Raw genomic sequence first — 21,268 nt, 5'->3', positions numbered from 1 at the left:
ATTCTAACCATATGCGCTTCTGTGCCAAAATTGAAGATGCAATGCGAATACTGGTACGGGTGAATTTCAAGACCCACAGATCCAAATCAGGGTTAGAAGTAGCTATCTTCATAGTTTCTCAAACTTGCAGCGCCTCTTGCTGAGACTGGGTTAAGGCAAATACAGTTGGCCCAGACCCTGACATCATTATTTAGATTTATCGCTGTCGGGAGTGAAAACGCCACTTCAATGAACGCACGAGAACCCCGTTCAACTTTCGGAAATTGCCCATAGACATTGTGTTTCAGTTGCTGTTGTGTCTGTTGCCTAAGTAATCACACAGAATTATTTACACATGAAGTTCGACTCTGGATAAGGGTTTCATACCTGAATTTTGTGTAATTAATTTTGTTTTACTACTTACAAGATGAGTTTCTGGATGTCGCCGGATTTTTTCGGTTGCAGGGTTTTGAGTTGACTCATGAAACAGTGTGGAACTGGGAAAAAATGCGGGAGAACCTACTTTTTTTTTGCTCTCAACGACGGTAGAACTTCACTTTTAAACCATCATGGGGTTGGGCTGACGGTAGCCTAACTATATCCAGGTTTTGCCCAGGAACCAGTTCCCACTCATACTCGCGGACGGAAAGCGTTGCAAATAACTTCATCTCCAGCTTGGCAAACTCTCGCCCCACACATTCTCGCACTCCACCACCAAAAGGGATGTAGCTCATCGGTTTTTGTTTATCCTCAGCATGATGGGGTGTAAAGCGCTCTGGGTCAAAGCTTTTTGGCTGGATATAGATTCTGCTATCTTGATGAGTCGCACTAGGATTGTAATAAACTTTCCAACCTTGGGGAATCAAGTAGCCATTAAACTCACAGGGCTTAATTACTGCCCGAGGCGAACCGCTCGTTGGGGGAATGACGCGCAGCACTTCCTTGAGAACCATCTCTAGATAAGTCATCTGCTTGAAATGCTCTAGCGTCAGCGGTTCTTCAACCCCCAGTTGCTGTTGTTCTGTCCGAACAGCTTCCTTAACTTCTAAATGCTGGGCTAACATCAGACATAGCGAGGAAAGAGCGGATGACAGAGTATCATGACCTGCAAATAACAAGGTCAAAAGTTGCTCTTTAAGTTCCTGCAAACTCAGACTGTTTCCATCTTCATCCCGTGCTTGTAACATTAGCCCTAAGACATCCTGACCTGTTGTGGGTTGCTGTTGACGCTCTAAGATGATTTCCTCTATTCGTGCTAGTAGCCGATGACGACAATGGAGCGCGCGACCAAACTTCGTCCAAGGTAAGGGTACGGGGATGGAAAGTAGCCCCTTAGCCCAAACATCATACCACTCACCAAAATCACTATCGGCGGCTGCTTCCGTTCCCACAAGCAACTTGCAAGCAACATCCAGCGTGTATTTTCTCAGTTCAGAGTACCAGTTGAAGTGACCCATCCGCTCCCATTTGTGGAGATAATTGCGGGTAATCTCTTCCATCGTGGAGACATACCCTGCCAACGCACGAGTCTGGAAGGCTTGCGATAAGAGTTTGCGTTGCCTTTGATGTTCGCTACCCGTCTGCATAGCCAATGACGCTTTTCCCATCAAAACTTTGGTAGGCAGAGGTACACCGTTAGCAATTCCGTCAGAAAAATAACGTTTCTCATTAGCAAACAGAAAGCGGCTTGCCTCTGCTCCAAGCATGAAGATCGTAGGATGCCCAAATAGATGGGTTTTGAAGATTTGTCCATATCGCTGCTGTCGCCTCTGGACAAAGTCCTTTTCGCGGAAAAAGTTAATTGTCTCACCAATGATTGGTAGACCAAAGCTGCCAGGGGGTAAAGGGAGCGAGCGCAGGGGATAAGTGGTTGTCATGATTTCCTCCTCGCTTGTTAATCAACGGAAAAAGCTGTTTCTGCTCTAAAGTAAATCTGGTAATGGCTTCTTTGCTGAGACCAAAAGATAATGTCTGACAGAAGAATTCAGCAAACCATCAAACACAACCATTATTTCACGGAAAGTTGGCTCATCTAGTTTCCCTGCCAAAAACGTCTGCTGCAACCAATGCATCCTGCGTCGGCAATATTCTCCCCAGCACTGATTTGTTGTGTCAACAAGTTCCACCTGCTTGAATCGTGCCTGTAGGTAAACATCTTTGTACTCCTCCATATCTTTGACATTGTTCTTCAAAGGCACCATCCAATCACCCAACCACTCAGTGGTTTCAAAGATAATATCGGAGAGTACTAAATGACCACCAGGCTTCAATACACGCCAAGCTTCTTGCAGAAACCTCTCCCTTGTATCAAAGTGGAAGGCTGCCTCAACGCAGATGATGTTATCAAACAAATCATCTTCAAATTCCAGTTTTACAGCATTCATGAGGGTAAAGTTGCAGCCCGGTGCATTGACTCTGCATCTTTCCAATTGTTTTTCGGAAATGTTAATGCCCTCGATATCAGTAGCCGAGTAATACTTCAGGAGGTGACTGGTGGTAGCCCCCATCCCACAGGCAACATCGAGGATTGTTCCCTTCTTTTCAGGAAGAAATGCCAAAAGCTTGTCCATGAGGTTCTCGCAGGCTTCTTGCTGACTTAGAGTATTTGAAAGCCAATAGCCTACATTAAAAAAATCTTTTTGGCCGTAGTACTCCCTTATCAAAGGATCTTGAATCATACTGTCATATCGACTCACAAATTCGTTCATTTTTACCCCTCTTTCCTAAGGTTGTTGATAATTTTGATGATGCTGGGCATTGCAACCTTCGAGCCCGCTAAACCCTTCTGTCAAACATTTGAAGTACGCAACTATTTCCGATTCGGAAGCTTGCCGTAAACTTTCCAGCCAACCAGGTACATTTCTATTCCAGTGCTGATGCTGACTTGAAAATCTACGTGCAGTTAGAAGCTGGGGTAAATGTTTGGGGTATGAGAGTAACTTGATGACCTAGTTGCTCAAGCCGCTTAACTAGTCGTTTAGTAGTTGCTTCGGGACGCTGTTTGTCAAAGTAGTTAGCTTTTAGTTTTCGATACGGCTCCCGACGCTCAATAACATGGTAAGCAATGACCAAAATAGAATGAGCTACGGCCATCGTTGCTCGCTTTTTGCCTCGTCGTTCTGCAATCCGACGATACTGAGCAACTAGATAAGTCCGAGAGATGCTACATGGGCTGACTGCATCAAGCCAGAACGAAGAGTCTGATTGCCTTTGCGAGTATTACCGGAGAGGCGTTTGCCAGCACTTTCATGATTGCCGGGCTGCCTTGATATGTTGGGCATTTCCCCGCTCATTGCTCAAACGCATGACTGATAGTCTTGTCTATGCTACTTGAATGGATTAAGCCGAGCTTACACTGACTTTGCTTGTATTAATTTAAGTCCGCTCCATCCTTTTATCGGCTGTATAAATTCTAATGCAAACTGCGCCTCTTCTAACAATTTCCGTAATTCTCCTTCTGTCCTTTCTTTTCCTCCTGTGAATACCGCCATTGTAAGGTTGATTAAATTTCTACTTTTGTCTCCAATATTGTGTGAATCTATTTTTGAGTCAATAACTCGTTCAATCAGGAAAATCTTGCCTTTATTAGAAATAGATTTTCGGCAGTTTTTTATAATTTCTAACGCTTGAACGTCGTTCCAGCCATGTAAAATCTCAGAAAGAATCAAAGCATCTGCACTGGGTATTCCCTGAAAAAAATCTCCTCCTATCCATTCACAGCGATTTTCTAAATTGTGCTCTAAAATTAATTTTTTTGCTTGAGATTCTAAATGAATTTGGTCAAAGATAGTTCCCTTCAAGTGCTCATTTTTTTTGAGGAGCGTGATAATTAAGTCTCCTTTTCCTCCCCCCACATCAACGATATGGTTAATATCATTTACATTAAGAAGTGCCACAACGCTATCAAACAGGGTTAGCCTAGTTATATTTCCCATGTTCTTGTTGAATAACTGGTTTATTTCCGGATTCTTAGAGAGATAACTATAGAAATCAGTGTGGAATACGCGCTCAAAGCATACACCGCCATTTTTCACAGTATTATAAAGTTCTCCCCATGGCATCCAGTCATATTCGTAGCTTCTTATTGATGCTGGAACAGCGAGGGATTGTGGATGGTCACTCTTCAAAAATTCCGATACTTCGTTAAGCGCAATCGTTTCATCAGACTTAAAGGTGAAAAAGCCCATATCACACAAGCACAAGAGAAGTCTTTCAAGATTATCTCGATCACACTCGAGCTTTTCAGCCAGCCAAGTTACGGTTTTTGGTTCTGAGGAGAGTAAATCAGGAATCCCTAGCCTACTAGCTACGGCTATTGCTTGTGAGATTCCATGCGCTCCTATCATAAAAAAAAGGAAATCTTGGGCTGAACTAGCTATTTTTTGAATGTAAGGGTTTTCTTTTATCATACTTTTTTTTCCTTCAATCTTGGCTCAGAATTCCTGATATAGGAGTTCCGTTACGCATTGACAGACATTCGTGAGAAGTTAAGAAAAAAACATATTTGTCAAGTTCCTTGCGAGAAATTCCCGCATTCCTTACAGAGGAAATCATTCTATCATCTGAAACCTAGGAAAAATAAGAAATAAGCAAAATAAAGGGGGAAAGAATTTCATCCTTCATAAGTTAGCGATCGCGTGTTAAGCGATAACCAGGAACTTTTTCTTTAATCCATATATAGTACTTGCTCAGAAAACTGATACTCTATATAGGGCTTGACAAATTTAGATTCGTCTTAACTTCTCACCGATGGTGCAAGCCTCGTTTTTGGTGCTACCTTACTCGACTTTATCAACCCAACGTTGATAGAGTTTTCTATGCTCCAAAACTCCTCGATCTTGATAGATGTAAGCCCCGCCGCCATCGTGCTTTATAGTGTCTAAGACTGATATATCTTCATCTGAAATAATTCTACTTCGCAAACGGTAGATTAGAGAGTAGGGTATATCTAGCAAGAAGTTGCCTGTTTTCCTTAGCATTACAAAAAAGTGTGCAATTGTCATATTCTCATTAATGGGAGTGGTACAAAACAACACCTTGAGTGTCTCGTGCTCGTTATTATCTGCAAAACCTGTCATTCTGCATCCGCTAGGCCAAATATCTGTTTGAAACGTAAAGGTGTCAGCACTTAACCCTAAAATTTGAGCTATTGGTCCTAACAAGTTATGCTCAAACATGAATCTATTCCAGACTTTCAACTGGAATTTCAAGTAAGCTTCTTTTTGAATGACTGGTTCGCTGTCGTTTGCTGAATCTTGGTTATTAAAAATGGTGAATTGAGAAGGATTAGTCATCTTGAAATTGTGCAGTGAGATTGCGTGATAGTAGTCACACCCGCCAGCCTCAACTACCCGTTGCACTGTCGTTTTAGTAGCGTAGGCATAGCGAAAAGCCATGTATTTGTGCCTCTGAGCTTCAGCAGATGGAAACTCTGGCAAAGGAAACAGAGGCACTTTGGAACCATACCACACCCAGATATAACCATATTTTTCGATGGTGTAATAGGTAGCTTGACGAGCCTTTGGGGGAATGTGCTCGAGCTCTGGAGCGGAAACACACTCCCCAGAGGAGTCGTAGCACCAGTGGTGATAAGGACACCGAATACAACCATCAACCACTTGACCAACTGCTAGACTTGCCCCCAGGTGCGAGCAGTATCGGTCCATGATTGCTGCACGACCTGTTTGGTCTCGCCAAGCTACCAAAGGTTGACCGAATAACTCGATTGCTATTGGCTTCTTACCTAAATCTAGGGAGGGCATAGCAATGTACCAGCTAGCCGCTAGTCTCATCACCTCTTTGTTGGCTCTTGTTCCTGGTTGAGTTAGCTTTGGCTGTGCTAGTTTCTCTTGGTTAGTGACCATATCCACCATATCCTCTTATTATTTATTGCTTGCAAGTAGCAATGGAACAGGGCAAACGCATCTTAATTAGTCTTGACAAAAACCTTAATTAGTGTATCAATGGCAGAACAAGAATTTATTGTTTGATTGGTTTTTCAGGGGTTAAGGCGATTGCCCTGCATAGCACTGCGCTGGGCGCAATCGCTTAAAACATTGTCAATAAGCAGGGATTAATGCGATTCTTTTGAAGTTTATTGACATTGAGAGGTTCTTGTTGACAATATGCGTTTGCCCTGAGCAATGGAATGTGCGACATAGGTCGCACGTTCCATTGCTACTTACACCCCTTCGTGAATTAAGGGCGGTTTGCGACATTATTGACGTGCTATGCCGCTTAATTGAATAAAGTCAAGGGGGTTGCTGAAACAAGGGATGATATTGAGAACTTGCAAAATCTCAGAAATTGACGAAGCAAGGTATTCAGCAAATTGCTGATTAGTTTTATCATCCCTCAAATCAGCAACGCCAAGTCAAGTTTAGCTCCAGTAGTAAAACTCATCGTGCTGTTTGGAGAAGGCCATAAATCCGCCTATGGTTCGCCGCGGGCGACTACCTGATACCCGAGTGACACGATGGTAGTATCGACCACCATCGAACACCAGCATATCTCCAGGATTGGGGGCAACAACCACACTCTCGTACTTTTGCTCAAGCATGGGATCTAGTGCTTTTTCTTCACTTTTCTCTTCAGGGTTCCATTCTAGGCTGTAGATGATCAGCTCCCCGCCAACTTCAGGGACAGTAATAGGGATAAAGTAGCTGAATTGGTCAGTTATATCGATTAAAGTGTTCAAATGCGCACTTTGAGGTAAACGTATTAACTGATTGCCAGCATGAATTGGCATCTCATCGTCCTCGAACAGCACCCGGATAGTTGCTGGAGTATAAGTTTGTCCTTCTTCTGGTCCGTTGGGAACTCGCACAGGTAGCCCAGAAAGACCGTGGAGTACTGCCTCTATCCGTTCCTCTAACCCAGGGAATCCTTGGAACAGCATAGAACATTCTTGCCGGAATGCTGTTGCAGAATCGAAGTATTCCTTCGGGTTAGACGGAGAAGTGCCGATGAGAGTCTGACCATATACCTCTATAGGTTTGTACTTCCTATCTACACCTTGAGTTGGTCGAGCCAAGTAGAGCGATTTCATGGCACCGTTCTCCAACCGAGAGACGACCTGCTCAACAGTTTCTGGGGAAAGCACGCCACGAATGATCATGCCCTCGTAACTACGGTTGAACATAATATCCTTGAGGGTGTTTGGATATTTCTCTACTTCTGATGCATGGATGTCTAAAATACGTAAAGCGGGCTTTTCAGAGATAGTACTCTTGGACATAGTTTTTCCTTAATTGTTGTCAGTTGAAGGTTTTGTCAGGGTATTGTGCTTGAGTTCAACACAGTCGGCTCTGACTGTGTCTCAAGACAAATCGCTTTTCTCGCTAGGGGAAGAATTCTAAAAAACTGGTTAGGAGTCAAGGGTAAGGGCGAAGATAGAATTTGTGGAGAGAAGATACTTAACAAAGTTAGGATCAAGTCCTAGCTGTTCTTTACAAAAGACTTCTCCCTCTCCCATGATTTCAATCATCTTGTGTTCTTCAACCCCAAACCCTTGTTCTCTAAAAAACTGTCTGGCGTGTTCGATGTCGTTGAAGCTGTTGTCTATCAAGGATCTACCTGTTAAGTCAGAAACGGTTTGAAACATCCCTCCGACTTCTGAGTTAGTTTCTTGCATCTTATGCCACTGCTCTTTAGTATTGAGGTCAGGCGTGATCCAAACACCTCCATAGTGCCAGAGCACCTCCCGAATATTGGCACAAACCCGCTCCTTTTCTGGAAAAGTCAAGTACATCAAAAGCCCTTCGCACAAGATAGTAACCTTTTCCGAGTCACGTAAGTAGTTAGCGTGAATGGGAAATTGGCTTGGTCTAATGGTTGCATCTATAGCTTCAAAGTGAAGATTAGAACGTTCTTCAACCAATTGAGTAACCAACTGCTTTTTGAGGTCAATCATGGCAGATAAGTCACTTTCGACAAAGGTGATGTTTGGACGTTCAGACATCTCTAAGCCACGCGGTAGTAAACCTGATGCCAGTTCGATGATTTGTGTGTGGCTAAATCTGGCAATGAGATGGTTGACTGCTTTGTAACGGATCTCAAGCAGTGGCACAACAATTTTTAGAAGGTAGTCTCCAGACGGCTGCTTCAATACTGTTTTTGCATCCACCAGTTGCGCCAGTTCAAAGGCGTACGGAATGTTGCTGAACTGCCTATTGTAGGCAGCGGTGAGAGCTGTCGGGCTGATTAAATCAAAGCTGGAAGGCGCCAAAGAGGTCATTATATGTATCCTTTAGTAAATTGTCACGGTTCAATGGCAATTTTTGCTGTAGCATCACGGAACTTCGGCTTAACCAAACTGTGTTACTGCATAGCTGCCTTAATGTCAAAAATCTTCTGGATTAAATCGGCAACAACTTTATCTGGGGTTGAAGCTCCAGAGGTAACTCCCACCACAATTGGTCCCAACGGTAGCCACCCTTCAAGCACTTCTAAATCATGGTGCAGCTTTTTATGCTGGATTCGATTACCTGGTCCAAGTCGCTCTGCACTGTCGATGTGATAGGAAGGAATCCCGCGTTTGCTCGAGATTTCTTGAAGGTGAGTAGTGTTAGAGGAGTTAAAGCCGCCGACCACTACCATCAAGTCCAGCTTTTCTTCCACGAGCTTGAACATCGCATCCTGACGTTCCTGAGTAGCATCACAGATTGTGTTGAAGCTAAGGAAATGATTGTTGATTTCAGCCGGACCATACTTACGCATGAGCGTGCGCTCAAATAGCTTACCAATTTGCTCAGTTTCCCCCTTCAGCATGGTGGTCTGGTTAGCAATACCTATCCGTACCAGGTCGGTGTCTGGATCAAATCCAGGAGAATATGCATTCGCAAAATTGGTTAAGAATTCTTCACGATCCCCACCATTCAGGATATAATTGCATACATACTCGGCCTGTTGCAGGTTGAGGACTACCAGATATTTAGCTGCATAGGAGCTGGTTGCAACCGTCTCTTCATGATTATACTTGCCGTGGATGATTGAGGTGTAGTTTCCTTTTTTGTGCTTCTCGATACTATTCCACACCTTGGAAACCCACGGGCAGGTTGTATCCATAATTTTGCAGCCTTTTTTGTTCAATAACTGCATTTCCTGAATGCTAGCTCCAAAAGCAGGCAAAATCACCACATCTTCCCTAGCAACAATAGAAAAATCCTTCTGCCCCTGCGAGTTAACCGGAATAAATTCAATCTGCATTTCCCTCAGATTCTGGTTTACCGAGGGGTTGTGAATGATCTCGTTGGTGATCCAAATGCGCTCGGTGGGAAATTGCTGACGTGTTTCATAAGCCAGGGCAATTGCCCGCTCCACCCCCCAGCAAAATCCAAACGCCTCAGCTAGCCGAATCGTTAGGTTGCCCCGTTGCAACGTATAATCGTTCTCCCGGATCTGCTGAATTAAACTGCTCTGATACTCGAATTGCAGCAGCTTCATCACTTCAACTTCGCGCCCAAACCCTTGGCGATGGTAGCGATTAGAATTATGGAGCAAGCGCTTAAAGGCTTTTGTATCCATCTGCCATCCTCTTATGATAAATGCAGATGCAGTTGGCTTACTGCTGTCTTGGAAACGAATAATTAGCTTAGTAAAACCTCTGGTATTGCCAGCTACGCGAAAAAACAAGATCAACTAATTACTAGTAAGTTCTAGCTATGATGAAGTCGGCGATCGCCATCAGAGGGATAGCTCTCTCCCCAAAGGGAGCTAGTTTAGCCTTGGCTTCGTCAACTAATTTTTTCGCTTGACGCTTGGATTCCTCGATACCCCATAAACTGGGATAAGTTGCTTTCTGTGCCCGTAAATCTTTGCCTGCGGTTTTACCAAGTTGCTCCTTAGTACTGGTCACATCAAGCAGATCATCTATAATTTGAAAGGATAGACCAATATGGCGTGCATAGCAAGAAAGCTGTTGCAAAATTTTATCATCAGATCCCGTTAGGAGTGCTCCTGAGAGAACGGAGGCTTCTAACAAAGCCCCAGTTTTGTGGGAGTGAATAAAGTTGAGGGTTTCTATTTCAATGTTTTGCAACCCTTCAGATTCAAGATCTACAATTTGACCACCGACTAAACCTGTTGCCGCAACTGCATGACTTAACTTGGCAACTACCTGTAACAACCGCTGATCCGGAACTTTTTTTGTATGTACCACAATAAACTCAAAGGCGTAAGCTAAAAGTGCATCACCGGCCAAAATAGCAATGTCTTCGCCATAAACCCGATGGTTAGTCAGCTTACCTCGCCGATAGTCATCATTATCCATAGCAGGCAGGTCGTCATGGATCAGAGACATGGTATGAACCATTTCTAAGGCACAGGCAGTAGGCATCGCCATCTCTATTGTGCCTCCACAGAGTTCACAGCTGGCAAGACACAGAATTGGGCGCAAGCGTTTTCCCCCAGCCAATAGGGAATAACGCATAGACTCGTAGATTTTTTCTGGATAGACCACACTGATGGAGCGCTCAAGCGCTGCTTCCACTAGGGCTTGCCGTTCTCCCATATAGGCAGGCAGGTTAAAGGCAGCTTTTCCAGGAGTTGTGTTGGCTTTTACCAGATGTGGTGGTTGCTTCCAGGTATCTGCTACCTCGGTTTTGCAACCAAATTCCTGGCGCTGGTCGTGTTGAGAATTCTGTTTTAACCTTTCAAAGGCTTTAGTATCCATTTAACATCTGTCCTCAATGTCAAATCAACTGCCTCAAGGCTCGACCCAACGACCGTCTGCCTTGATCAAATTAATCAGTTCTTCAACCCCTTTAGACTCTGGCACTTTTTTGATTTCTTCACGCCTGCGATACAGGGAGATATAACCAGGCTGTTTACCGACATAACCGTAGTCTGCATCTGCCATTTCTCCAAGACCGTTGACAATGCAGCCCATCACTGCAATATTCAGACCTGTCAGGTGCTTGGTGGCTTCTCGCACTTGATGCAACACATTTTCCAGGTTAAACAAAGTGCGACCGCAGGAAGGGCAAGCAATATACTCCACCATCGTTCTCCGCAGTCCCAGTGCTTGCAGAATGCCGTAGCAGACAGGGATTTCTTTTTCCGGTGCTTCCGTGAGGGAGACACGGATGGTATCGCCAATGCCATCAGCCAAGAGAGTGGCAATTCCGGCAGTGGACTTGATCCTACCGTACTCACCATCCCCCGCTTCCGTAACGCCTAGGTGCAAGGGGTAGTCCATGACCAACTCATCCATACATTTTACCATCAGACGATTGGCAGCAAGCATCACAGGCACTCTGGAAGCTTTGAGCGAAATAATTAGGTTGCGGAAGTCGAGTGATTCACAAATGCGAATGAATTCTAGTGCAGATTGTACCATACCTTCTGGAGTATCACCATAGGTAAACAGCATCCGCTCTGCCAAAGAACCATGATTCACGCCAATCCGCATTGCTTTCCCCTGTTCCCGCAGAGAAACAACTAAAGGCTCCAGGGTTTCACGGATTTTTTCACCAATCTCGTCAAATTCTGCTTGAGTGTATTCGGTGCGAAGAGGGTTGGGTTTCTCAAATACGTAAAGCCCTGGATTAATCCGCACCTTATCTACATGCTTTGCTACTTCCAAAGCAATCTTCATGCCATTGTGGTGGACATCAGCCACCAAGGGGACTTTTTGGTAAGTCTTTGTGAGTTCTCGCTTTATTGGGGCTACAGCTTTGGCATGAGCAAGGCTGGGCACGGTGACGCGGACAATCTCACAGCCCAGTTTATGCAGGCGACGAATCGCACTAACAGCTCCTGCTACGTCTAAAGTGTCCTCATTGATCATGGACTGCACTATCACAGGAGAACCACCGCCAATCGTGACATTACCAACGCTAACGGGACGAGTTTTACGGTGAGGGATAATGGTACCAGTAAAGCTTTGATTAAAAGAGGGGTTAGAAGTACTGTATGAGAGAATTTGCATGGCGTTGCCATTTGATCTCAAAGGCGAGGAAGTGGTCATTAGGAACTGCGTACATTACCACCATCGAAAAATCTATTTTTGTGGCAAAGCGCGTGCTGGCTACTGGAAAACTTTATGAGCGAATGACAGCATCAGTCGTTTGATCAAAAGAGCCGTCTCGCAATACTTGTACACCTGACTTAGAGAGTCGGACTTCTTCTAGGACTCGCTCAGCAATTTGGGGACTGCTCAAGCCTAGTTCTAATTTGGATTCATCCGGAGTTGCATGCTCGACTAACTGATCGGGTACACCAATGCGGATGACCGGAACTACCAAATGGTGGTCGGCTAGAGCTTCGGCAACAGCTGAACCAAAGCCCCCCATCAAACACCCCTCCTCCAAGGTGAAAATTTGACCACATTGCTTTGCCAAAGGCAATATTAAGTCAGTATCCAGGGGCTTGGCAAAGCGGGCATTTACTACCGTTGCTTCGATGCCGTGTTCATTCAAGATGGCAGCGGCTTGCAGAGCCGTATAGACCATCGAACCGTAAGCAACTATCAGCACATCTTTCCCGGAGCGGAGAATTTCTCCTTTGCCGATGGGTAAAGGTTCCCAGCCTTTAGGCATTAAGGGCACTCCGTGACCATTACCACGCGGATAGCGCATGGCAATTGGACCGTTAGTGTAGTTGATGCCAGTAACAACCATTTGCTGGAGTTCGGCCTCATCTTTAGGTGCCATCAGTACCATGTTGGGCAGGCAACGCAGATAGGCAATGTCGTACATTCCCTGATGGGTGGGACCATCGGCACCCACAATACCGGCTCTGTCCATGCAGAAGAAGACCGGCAAATTTTGAATGCAGACATCGTGAATTACCTGGTCATAAGCTCGTTGCAGGAAGGTGGAGTAGATGGCGGCAACGGGACGCATGCCTTCACACGCCAGGCCCGCCGCCAGGGTCACTGCATGCTGCTCGGCAATACCCACATCAATGAATTGCTGGGGCAGTTGTTTCTGCAGGATGTCCAGCCCTGTCCCGGTTGCCATAGCAGCGGTAATGCCGATTACTTTAGGATTGCTCTTGGCAATTTTTGTCAGGGTTTCACCAAACACCTTGGAGTAACTGGGGGGTTTAGGCGAGCTTGCAGGGATTGCCTTGCCCGTTGCCAGATTAAATTTAGATTGGGCATGATAGCCGACCTTTTCAAGCTCTGCGAATTCGTATCCTTTCCCCTTGACAGTCGCTACATGCACCAACACCGAACCCGTCACCTGATGCGCTAGATCGAAGGTGGCAATCAATTCCTCCAAATTGTGCCCATCGATTGGTCCGATGTAGGTGAAGCCCAGTTCCTCAAACACTGCTCCCACTTTGGGCACTGCCAGGCGCTTGATCCCTTGTTTGATCCGACTCAACTCTGGGAGCAGCAAGCTGCCAACGGACGACAGGTACTGGAACTGTTGTTCCAGTTTTTTAAGCAACTTTACTTGACCACTGAACCGCAACTGATTGAGGTGGCGGGAGAGCGCACCTACATTGGGCGAAATCGACATCTCATTGTCATTGAGTACGACCAACAAGTTAGTTTTGGACAAGTAACCTGCATGGTTAATTGCTTCTAGAGCCATGCCGCCTGTGAGTGCCCCATCACCAATTACTGCTACCACTTTGAAGTTTTCCCCTTTCATATCTCTGGCCATTGCCATGCCTAAAGCAGCAGAGATACTGGTAGATGCGTGACCAGCCCCAAAGTGGTCGAACTGACTTTCACATCGCTTGAGATAGCCAGCAATGCCACCCTTTTGGCGCAGGGTATGAAACCTGTTGTACCGCCCAGTCACTAGCTTGTGTGGATAGGCTTGATGACCCACATCCCAAATCACTTTATCGTGGTTTAGGTCTAGAGTCTGGTATAGCCCTAGGGTAAGTTCGACAACACCCAGACTTGGACCTAAATGACCGCCACTGGTGGCTACTGTTTGTAGATGTTTTTCGCGAATCTGACGCGCAATATCTTGCAGTTGTCGAATTGACAGTCCGTGCAATTTATTTGGATGAGTAATTTGGCTAAGGTCCATTGGAAGATTACTTTTTTAATTAAGTAGAACAATCCAATTCAAAAGAGGTCATTTACAGCAGAATTCAGGAGTCAGGAGTCAGAAGTAAAATTTGCTCTATATCTAAATATTGAGTTGAAAAGGTGTACTTCATTAACTTGCAAACTGCTGTATAAGGTGAATCCTAAGAGGAAAGACGATTCAACATACGTTTTACCATTGCAGCGTAAATCCTTGCTTGAGTCACTTCTGGCAATAGCTTATAACGTTTGCTCAACTGCCTACACTTTCCTAAACAACCAAAAATTCGTTCAACAACATTTATATTTCCTTTATAAATCTGCTCTGAGATTATCTCTTGTAAAACCTATTCATTACTCTGCCTTATCAACCCACTTTTGATAAAATTCTCTGAATTTCAAAATTAAATGATCATGCTTAACATAAGACCCACCTCCGTTTGGTTTCATGGTGTTCCAGACTGGTAAATCTTCCAAAGCACTAGCTTTGGGCTGCAAACTAAAAAGCATACAGTAAGGAATACTCAACCAGAACTTACCTGGTTTCTTGACCATTAACCATATACGCACCATTGTGTTAACTTCATCAACTGGAGTGGTAGCGACCATTACCTTCAACTTCTCATCACCCTGGAATAAAGTTTTAATCATATGTCCACTAGTCCAGCTGTTTACTAACAATGTCATTTTTTCAAACTTTAGCCCCAAAGCATGCAATATTGCACTTACTATCCCAACATAGCCCTTAAGTTGGACTTCAATTAACGCTCCAAACCAGGCTTCATTTGGAATGAGTAGTTCGTTCTGTTGTTCTGGGTGCAGCTTACTAAGAAGGGTGGATTTAACAGGTTCTTTAATAACCTTCAGATCGTGAACAGGGACAAAATGAGCATAGTCATACGCGTTTTCAAGCAACCTTGGCACTGTCGTTTTGGTGTTTAAAGTAAAGCGGGAAACAGGTATATAGTTATGCTTCTCGTTTCCAGATGCGAAAAACTCAGGCAAAGGGAATAGAGGCGTCTCGGAGCCATACCATGCCCAGATATAACCATATCTTTCAACGCTCGCGTAATTAACCTGGCGAGCCGTTGAGGGAATATTTTCTACCTCAGGTATAGAAACACACTGTCCAGAATTATCATAGCGCCAGTGGTGAAAAGGACATTGAATACAGCCATCTACTACTTTACCAATGCCCAGACTAGCTCCCATGTGTGAGCAGTAACGCTGCATGATGACTGGGTGCCCGTTTTGGTCTCGCCAGGCTACCAAGGGTTGACCAAATAACTCTATTGCTTTTGGCTTTTTACCTAAATCCTTGCATTCCATTGCAATATACCAACTGGCTGCAAGATCCATTAATGTCTTATCGACTTTAGATTTAGATTGAGTGAGCTTTGACTCTTTAACCTGCTCAAGTTTGAGACTCATTTGTTTCTTCTTTAATATTTTACTCTGTGTGGAAATTATTTGCAATTTTTATTTTGAGACAATATTTGTAACCTCGCACCTACAACAGGCAATGCTACTAGCTCTTGACCATTTGTTAGATATTGCTTATAAGTTGGATGTCCAGTTTTAACAAAGGTATTATCAACAGGACTTACGCACCTTACAAATTCTTCAGGTCTTGATCTGTTAGAGACTTCCAATCCCATTAAAAAGGGACACTTTTGTAAGTCCTAATTAACTCGAGTAAGCATCGACATTTGATAATACCCTTGTAAGTGTAGAGCGCGGGCTACAAATAGTTGAGAAGCTGTTATTTCTACAACACCAATGCAGCTTTTACGAGTGGGTTGACAACAGTCGCAATGGTGAAAATGCTGTTTCGAGCAGAAATGGTACTTACTTCATCTGAAATGATCTCTTTCAAGACCTGTTTATTGCTCTATCTTATCAACCCACTTTTGATAAAATTCTCTGAATTTCAAAAGTACATGGTCATGAATGACATAAGCCCCACCCCCATCTGGTTTCATGTTGTTCCAGAAAGGTAAATCTTCCATTACGGTCAGTCTGGGTTGTACACCGAAAACCATATAGTATGGTAAGGTCAGCCAGAACTTGCTTGGTTTCTTTACCATTATGGAAATATGACAAAGTGTTTTACTTTCATTAATTGGACTAGTGGCAACCATTAACTTCAACTTCTCATCACCCTGGAAAGAAGTTTTAATCACGTGTCCACTAGGCCAACTGTTTACTAGTAAATCCATTTTTTCAAATCTTAGTCCTAAAGCACCCACTACTGCGCCTATTATCCCGACAAATCTCTTGAGTCTGACTTCAATTAATGCTCCATACCAAGCTTCATTTGGAATGAGTAGATCGTTATATTGTTCTGGGTGATGCCTATTAAGTAGGGTGCATTTGATAGGTTCTTTAACAGATTTCAAACTATGAACTGGAAAATAATGAGGATAGTCATACGCGTTTTCAAGCAATCTTGGCACCGTCGTTGTGGTATTCAAACTAAAACGGAGACCACGCATATATTTATGCCTCTCTTGTTCAGCGGCTGGAAACTCAGGTAAAGGGAACAGAGGCGTCTTGGAACCATACCACACCCAGACATAATCATACCTCTCAACGGTAACATAAGTAGTCTGATGAGCTTTTGAGGGTATGTTTTCTACCTCAGGTATAGAAACACACTGTCCAGAACTATCAAAGCTCCAGTGGTGAAAAGGACATTGGAGACAACCATCTATTACTTTACCCATACCCAGACTAGTTCCCATGTGTGAGCAGTAACGCTGCATGATGACTGGGTGCCCGTTTTGGTCTCGCCAAGCTACCAAGGGTTGACCAAATAACTCTATTTCTTTTGGCTTTTTACCTAAATCCTTGGATTCCATCGCCACATACCAACTGGCTGCAAGATCCGTTACTCCTTTTTCAGTTTTAGTTTTCAGCTGGGTTATCTTTGTGTCTTTGATTTGTTCTAAATTAGTGCTCATTTGTTCCTCCTTTGGAACTTAATTTTATATGCAACTTTTTTGCAATTTTTATTTTGAGAGAATCTTTGTAACCTCGCACCTACAACAGGCAATGCTACTAGCTCTTCACCATTCGTTAGATATTGCTCATAAGTTGGATGTCCAGCCTTAACAAAGGTATTATCAACAGGACTTACGCATCTTACGAATTCTTCCGGTATTTGAGCCGTTGAAAATCCCCCTATCTCTCTTAAAGAGGAGACGCTTTCGTAAGTCCTAATCAACTTGAGCAACCACCGACATTTGATAATGCCCTTGCAAAGATGGAGTGTGAGCTACAAATAGTTGAGAGGCTGTTATTTTTACAACATCGGTGCAGCCTTCACGAGTGAGTTGACGACAGTAGCAGTGGTGAAAATGCTGTTGTGATCGAAAATAATACTTCCTTCAAACCTCTTGTCTCCTTCAATCTCGTCATAATATCTCCAATGCGGAAATTGATTGGGGTTTCGATCAAAAGGATAGGGTATCCGCAGGTAAGCAGATGAAACCCAAGACCCATTCGGCCTCTGTTGCTCCAGTAGCCAACCGATTGCAGCGGCTCTAGCGGCTTTCACTTCTGCATCGACTGTGTTTAACAGCAATAACCGTAAGCACCATGCAGTGGCAAAGGTTGAGCCGTTTGGGTGTTTGGAGGTTGCTACAAATCCTTGGGGACATAAGCGTTTCAATCCCCATGCCACTGCTTGCTCAATGCTGGGCTGGTCAGCGGCTTGACCACCAGCCGCCAATGCCTCTGCTGTTAATGCCGTGGTGTATTCATGATCACTCCACCAATAACCTTCCCAGTTCCCCTGAGATGTTTGAGTGACCCTCAAGTAGTCATGCAAACGCGAGCGGAACTCCGGTAAAGCGGCAACTGCGGCACTAACACAGGTATGGGCTCCGCACCAACCCTGAAACGAGACATTGGCTAGATCGGGAACCTTAATATAGGCTCGAATCGATTCCTCAGCGAAGGTCGCTATCCCACCATTGGGTTGCAGATGGGTGGCCAGAGCCGCCCTTGCCTGTTGTGCCCGTTCCGAATCGCTAGCACCAACTGCCGCAGCTAACTGTAATGCCCAGCCCGTAGTGTCCGCATCTCCACAGAGAATGTAGTTATAACCCCACTCACCTGTAGGACGGTGGTCACGGATTTTGAGCAGTTCCCAAGCTTGCATGAGAGCCTCATGGACGTGGGCATAAGGCAGTGTAGCCAGCATGGTGCCGACATAAGCCGTCACCCACTCATCACCGATGCTAGCAGCCTGAGGGAAATTGAAGTCCTGCCACCACCCCTCCAGATTTCTTGCCTCCAGCAAAAATGCTACTGCTGCGTTAATGGAGTTACTCAGCTGGTTGAGCTTAGGGTATAGCAACTTTTCTTGCCTGGTAGAGTTTTCTAGCGGTTGTAACGTCATGTTCTCATTTACCTCTCTACAAAATAGGGTTTATCGGTCTTTTGGAAGTGAGCGAGCTGGTCTCCCATGAAAGTTACATCTGTGCCTATGTATTTTCTTAAGTAAGTTGAGAAAACCTCATAAATCAATGTTAGAGGCTGTCCTTGATGCCAAAATAGGTAGTGACGACCCCAAAAAGCACCCTTTTGGCCAAAAGCCGTCTCTAAAGCAGTTGATTTACCGTAGTAAATTCCCTGCACCTCTCGATACAACTCTAGACGACGGCTCGTTAAACTCGCCCAAATTGGTAAGCTCCGGTTCTGCAAATACTCATCCACATGATTGGCTGTCCACCATGAAGTAGCATACGCTAATCGCTGGCCGGAAACTGTACGTAGCCACACCTGCCGCCGCACTCGTGGTCCTGGTAATAATTGGATCAGTTCAGGAGCACCATCTGAGTCCATACCAACCTCAGACATATCGATTAAATCGATTTCCGTCTGTTCGCCTGTTAGCAGTTGCAGGTGTCGCGTTGGGGAACCATCTCCTAGGAGTAGTATCTGCCACATCGGTGCCAATTGAGTGTGGGGCAAGCCTTGTTGAACTATTTCCTTTCCCCCTTGCCAAACTGGGATTAAGCAGTGCCATGTTGTGTTGCAAACACTTTTTGAAGACATATATAGGTATGTTTTAATTCAAAACTTTAAGAACGCTCCAGTCATTCCAGAAAGTAACAGAAAGCCAATCCAGACATTTTCGTCAAATATTTGATTATAGACAGGATGGGCTAGCTGCGGGTCATGCAGTCGAACACACTGCCAAATCCAGCCTAGGGTTGCAAGAAACAGGGTAATCCAGAAGCTGAGTTGCAACTGCATTAGTACACCCAGCCAACCCAGCAGTAAGACCGTGCCAGCAAAGAAAATTCCAACAGCAACCGCAGTGTATTCACCAAAGAACAGGGCGCTGGAGTTGACGCCAATCCGCCGATCATCCTCGCGGTCAGACATGGCATACACGGTGTCAAATCCTAAAGTCCAAAATACGGTCGCACCCCACAGCAGCCAAGTGGAAAACTCTAATTGCTCCCTTACTGCACTCCAGCTAATCAGAACTCCAAAACCCCAAGCGAGTGCCAGCACCAACTGGGGTACTGGAAACATTCGCTTCGCCAGTGGATATAACACAATTACTGGTACTGCTGCCACCAACAACCAGAATGAGAGCGGCTTGAGATAAAGGGCAAGAATCTCAGTACACCCCAGAGATATGAAGGCGACAAAAATCCCGACTTTGATAGAGAGGGAACGGGAAGCCAAGGGGCGCTGACGCGTTCTTTCCACTTGTGGATCGATATCCCGATCCCACAAATCGTTAATCACGCATCCAGCAGCACTGCTAGCCAAAGACACTAAAATGATGACGCAGACAAGTGGTACTGGTGGCGTTGCCCGTCCCGCCAAAAACACAGCCCAGAGGGCAGGAATCATTAAGATTAACCGTCCAGCTGGTTTATCCCATCTTAGAAGCCGAATAATTAGAAGCAAGTTAAATTCTGTTTCTTTAGATTCTTGGTGGGTAAGCATATTTTGTCAGACAAAATTATGTTTCTTTACATCCATCAAAAGCGTGATAGCTAAAGTCGGCTAATCCTAAGAAAATAACTATGTTTTCTTAGATTCATAACACTGCAAGGAGAGCCGATGGTGGCTTACGGATTCAGTGGCGGCTCGTTGCCTGGTCATAGTACAGACAGAACCTTTTGAGATTGACGTTGTCCGTTCACAAGCATTCGCAGGCTATTTGGAGGAGCTACGGCGACGGTATGGCGTACAAGCTTGACGGGGCGCTGCTCTACTAGAGCTAGTTGCCAGTACGATAAAATCTTAGCCAGGACTAATTTCATTTCAAACTGAGCAAATGCCATGCCAATGCAGCTACGGTTACCGCCTCCAAAGGGGAGATACTCGTAGGGGGCAAATTGTCGTGTAAGAAAACGTTCTGGGTGAAACCGCGTCGGCTGTGGGTACAAATCCTCACGCTTGTGAGTTAGATAAGTCAAGCCCACCAGTATTGTACCTGGATCAAACTGGTAACTCATGATTTCCAATGGTGCTTTCAATTTACGAGGATTGGTTTGAAAAGCAATTGGGTGCAACCGCAGTGTTTCTTGACAGACCGCAGTTAGATAGGGAAGTCGGGCGATGAAGCTTGGGTCGGCATCAGTGCGGATAGTGTCAATCTCACTCTCGAGCTTCCTCTTGACCTCTGGTAGATAATGAATCCAGTAAAGGGCTAACGTTAATGCACTTGCAGTGGTTTCATGACCGGCAAACAACAGGGTCAGTAATTGATCTCGTAACTCGACATCACTCATCGGCTGACCGACATCATCGCGAGCCATTAGCAATAGGGTGAGAATATCGGTACGGGAGGCCTCTATTGACTGCCGTCGCTCGTGGATTTCGCTGTAAAGCAGTTGATCAATTTGCTGGCGCAGGCGCACAAATTGTCCCCACGGACTCCAAGCACCCAGGTCCCATCGAAGGGCAGGAATAAAGAGCAAGCTTGCTTTTAGGGTAGAACTGACCGCGTCTAAGAATGAACCTAGCAGTTGTCTTAATTGCTCGTAACGCTGTCCTTGATGCAGACCAAAAACGGCTTGCAGTATTACACGTAGGGTAATCTCTTGCATGACTGAACGAACTGAGAAGACTTGACCAATCGTCCATTTCGCCATCACTTGCTCAGTGATGTCACAAATGAGTTGACCATAAGCCCGCATACGTTCCCCATGAAAGGGGGGCATGAGGAGACGACGCTGACGTTGATGGAGTTCGCCGTCTGTAATTGCTAGGTGTAGGAGCCAGCAATAAGAAACGCTTCGACCAGCAATAAGGATCATTCTG

Annotated in this window: 19 protein-coding genes; all 19 read right to left on the bottom strand. The window is 44.9% G+C overall.

Features of this window, described 5'->3' with window-relative positions; translation table 11 throughout:
- Positions 1-118: 118 nt before the first annotated feature.
- Positions 119-184, bottom strand: coding sequence for a hypothetical protein (locus ACM0OZ_RS41290; RefSeq protein ID WP_414588685.1), 66 nt, complete (start codon positions 182-184; stop codon positions 119-121).
- A 331-nt stretch (positions 185-515) separates the two neighbouring features.
- Positions 516-1,856, bottom strand: a complete 1,341-nt coding sequence (locus tag ACM0OZ_RS41285; protein ID WP_414588679.1) for a cytochrome P450 — start codon at positions 1,854-1,856, stop codon at positions 516-518.
- Between the two features lie 45 nt (positions 1,857-1,901).
- On the bottom strand, positions 1,902-2,687 hold the full coding sequence (locus tag ACM0OZ_RS41280) for a class I SAM-dependent methyltransferase (RefSeq protein WP_414588678.1): 786 nt from the start codon (positions 2,685-2,687) through the stop codon (positions 1,902-1,904).
- 184 nt (positions 2,688-2,871) lie between these two features.
- Positions 2,872-3,072 (bottom strand): hypothetical protein, encoded by a 201-nt coding sequence (locus ACM0OZ_RS41275; protein ID WP_414588677.1) that lies wholly within the window; start codon positions 3,070-3,072, stop codon positions 2,872-2,874.
- Positions 3,073-3,122: 50 nt separating this feature from the next.
- Positions 3,123-3,260, bottom strand: a complete 138-nt coding sequence (locus ACM0OZ_RS41270; RefSeq protein ID WP_414588676.1) for a hypothetical protein — start codon at positions 3,258-3,260, stop codon at positions 3,123-3,125.
- Positions 3,261-3,329: 69 nt separating this feature from the next.
- Complete coding sequence (locus ACM0OZ_RS41265; protein WP_414588675.1) at positions 3,330-4,388, bottom strand: methyltransferase; 1,059 nt, start codon at positions 4,386-4,388, stop codon at positions 3,330-3,332.
- A 369-nt stretch (positions 4,389-4,757) separates the two neighbouring features.
- On the bottom strand, positions 4,758-5,843 hold the full coding sequence (locus tag ACM0OZ_RS41260; protein WP_414588674.1) for a Rieske 2Fe-2S domain-containing protein: 1,086 nt from the start codon (positions 5,841-5,843) through the stop codon (positions 4,758-4,760).
- Positions 5,844-6,358: 515 nt separating this feature from the next.
- Entirely contained in the window at positions 6,359-7,216 is an 858-nt protein-coding gene (locus tag ACM0OZ_RS41255) for a hypothetical protein (protein ID WP_414588673.1), read from the bottom strand.
- Positions 7,217-7,345: 129 nt separating this feature from the next.
- Positions 7,346-8,215, bottom strand: coding sequence for a class I SAM-dependent methyltransferase (locus tag ACM0OZ_RS41250; protein ID WP_414588672.1), 870 nt, complete (start codon positions 8,213-8,215; stop codon positions 7,346-7,348).
- Between the two features lie 83 nt (positions 8,216-8,298).
- Complete coding sequence (locus ACM0OZ_RS41245) at positions 8,299-9,504, bottom strand: 4-hydroxy-3-methylbut-2-enyl diphosphate reductase (protein WP_414588671.1); 1,206 nt, start codon at positions 9,502-9,504, stop codon at positions 8,299-8,301.
- Positions 9,505-9,625: 121 nt separating this feature from the next.
- A complete protein-coding gene (gene crtE / locus ACM0OZ_RS41240) occupies positions 9,626-10,651 on the bottom strand; it encodes a geranylgeranyl diphosphate synthase CrtE (protein ID WP_414588670.1) in 1,026 nt (341 codons plus the stop codon).
- A gap of 33 nt (positions 10,652-10,684) precedes the next feature.
- Positions 10,685-11,908: a (E)-4-hydroxy-3-methylbut-2-enyl-diphosphate synthase gene (gene ispG, locus ACM0OZ_RS41235; protein WP_414588669.1), complete on the bottom strand. Its 1,224-nt coding sequence runs from the start codon at positions 11,906-11,908 to the stop codon at positions 10,685-10,687.
- Positions 11,909-12,020: 112 nt separating this feature from the next.
- The gene (gene dxs, locus ACM0OZ_RS41230; RefSeq protein WP_414588668.1) at positions 12,021-13,973 is read right to left on the bottom strand and encodes a 1-deoxy-D-xylulose-5-phosphate synthase; all 1,953 of its coding nucleotides are present in this window, start codon (positions 13,971-13,973) and stop codon (positions 12,021-12,023) included.
- Between the two features lie 353 nt (positions 13,974-14,326).
- A complete protein-coding gene (locus tag ACM0OZ_RS41225; RefSeq protein ID WP_414588667.1) occupies positions 14,327-15,403 on the bottom strand; it encodes a Rieske 2Fe-2S domain-containing protein in 1,077 nt (358 codons plus the stop codon).
- 452 nt (positions 15,404-15,855) lie between these two features.
- The gene (locus ACM0OZ_RS41220; protein ID WP_414588666.1) at positions 15,856-16,935 is read right to left on the bottom strand and encodes a Rieske 2Fe-2S domain-containing protein; all 1,080 of its coding nucleotides are present in this window, start codon (positions 16,933-16,935) and stop codon (positions 15,856-15,858) included.
- A 341-nt stretch (positions 16,936-17,276) separates the two neighbouring features.
- Entirely contained in the window at positions 17,277-18,377 is a 1,101-nt protein-coding gene (locus ACM0OZ_RS41215; protein ID WP_414588665.1) for a hypothetical protein, read from the bottom strand.
- An 8-nt stretch (positions 18,378-18,385) separates the two neighbouring features.
- The gene (locus tag ACM0OZ_RS41210) at positions 18,386-19,036 is read right to left on the bottom strand and encodes a chorismate lyase (protein ID WP_414588664.1); all 651 of its coding nucleotides are present in this window, start codon (positions 19,034-19,036) and stop codon (positions 18,386-18,388) included.
- A gap of 18 nt (positions 19,037-19,054) precedes the next feature.
- Positions 19,055-19,945, bottom strand: coding sequence for a 4-hydroxybenzoate solanesyltransferase (locus ACM0OZ_RS41205; protein ID WP_414588663.1), 891 nt, complete (start codon positions 19,943-19,945; stop codon positions 19,055-19,057).
- Between the two features lie 155 nt (positions 19,946-20,100).
- Positions 20,101-21,268: cytochrome P450 (locus ACM0OZ_RS41200; RefSeq protein WP_414588662.1), on the bottom strand; the 1,168-nt coding region annotated here is incomplete at its 5' end.

Origin of the sequence: Scytonema sp. PCC 10023 (assembly GCF_963920835.1) — a bacterium.
Classification (GTDB): Bacteria; Cyanobacteriota; Cyanobacteriia; order Cyanobacteriales; family Nostocaceae; genus Kalymmatonema.
This window is presented reverse-complemented; position numbering and strand designations above follow the sequence as displayed.